The sequence below is a fragment of the Aeromonas sp. LsrichE-8G genome (genome assembly GCF_022869435.1).
GTDB classification, from domain to species: Bacteria; Pseudomonadota; Gammaproteobacteria; order Enterobacterales; family Aeromonadaceae; genus Aeromonas; species Aeromonas caviae.
The window spans coordinates 1-1349 of sequence record NZ_JALIHH010000191.1; the positions used below are offsets into that span (position 1 = coordinate 1).

General features: G+C 61.4%; 1 protein-coding gene. It reads right to left on the reverse strand.

What is annotated here, in order from left to right; genetic code table 11:
• Positions 1-37 precede the first annotated feature (37 nt).
• A complete protein-coding gene (locus MUW49_RS18435; RefSeq protein ID WP_244813063.1) occupies positions 38-1234 on the reverse strand; it encodes a transporter substrate-binding domain-containing protein in 1197 nt (398 codons plus the stop codon).
• Between the last annotated feature and the right edge of the window lie 115 nt (positions 1235-1349).

Below are 1349 nucleotides of genomic sequence, written 5' to 3' on the forward strand. Positions count from 1 at the left end.
GGGACACGCCGTTTTAGCCTGTGGAGGCGTGGTGCAATCAGGCCGCCCGATGAAGCAGGAACCCGGTACTGCGCGAGCAGCTATCACCCAGTAATGGGAATCCCCCTCCTGTGACGCGAAGCGCTAAGGTGGGGGAGGATGTCAACCAGTGATAGATGTCGCTCTGGGTTCCCCTGTGATGGAAGAGGCGATCCGCAAAGATGGGCTGCCCCTCCTGCAATACCCTGGCAAAGTCCTGCTCCAGCACGGCGATGCTGCCTGCATCGATCACCCCTGACAGCCCCTGGGCGAAGGGCTGACCCAGGATGGCCTTTGGCTCGGCGCCGAGCTGGGTCAGGTATTTGCTGTTGCACAGCAGCACCTTGCCGCTCTTGTCCCGCACGACGATGGGGTGGGGCAGGCTCTCCCCCAGTGCCCGGATGAACCTGACATGGGCCTCCAGTTGCTGGCGGGAAGCCTGCTCGGCGCTGGCCATCCGCTTGAACATGCGGTTGCGATAGAGCAGCACCAGCGCCAGGGTGAGGAGCCCCACGAACACCAGGTAGACGATGTGGGCGTGGCGATCCATGAAGCCGGGAACCGGCAGTTTGCGGTTGCGCCACTCGTAACTCATCATGGCGAGCTCGTTGGGGTGGATGGCGAGGATGGTCTTGTCGAGGATCCCCATCAGCATCCCCTGTCCGGGCAGGCTGGCAAACCCCATCCGGATCGGCTCGTCATCGGCGGGGCCGGCGATGCGCAGCGGGCTCTGGGGGTCATTGTCCAGCGCATGGCGGGCAAAATAGAGGGGCACGATGGCGGCATCCACCCGTCCCTGGGCGAGCACCTCCATCGCTTCTGCGGCACTCTCCACCTGGGTGATGCGGCTACCCTCCAGTCTCTGTGCGAGGGGCACATGGTGCGTCATCGCCACCGTCTTGCCCGCCAGACTCCGGATGGTGTCGATCCCTTGTTCCTCCTGGCGGGTGAGGATCACATAGATGTTGTCGGTGGCGTAGGGCACCGAGGTGCGCAGCCCGTAGTGTTCGGCCACCTGCTGGGAGATGGCGCCGATGAGGTCGATGGCGCCTGACTGCATGGCTTTTGCCAGCTGACGCTCGGAGTCTGCCCGCACGAACTCGAAGGTGAGGCCGGTGCGTGTGCGGATCTTGTCCAGCATGTCCACCGTCATGCCGACCAGCTGGCCGTCATGATCCAGGGCGCCATCATGTACAGGATCTTTAGCTACAACCAATTGAAATAGATAGAAAAAAGGCTTCGTTTGTGATCTGATTTAATCGCAAAAAAAACCGACACGCCCGAAGCCATGACTATTATCAATGCAACCCAGTACCTCAAGCAACTTCTTA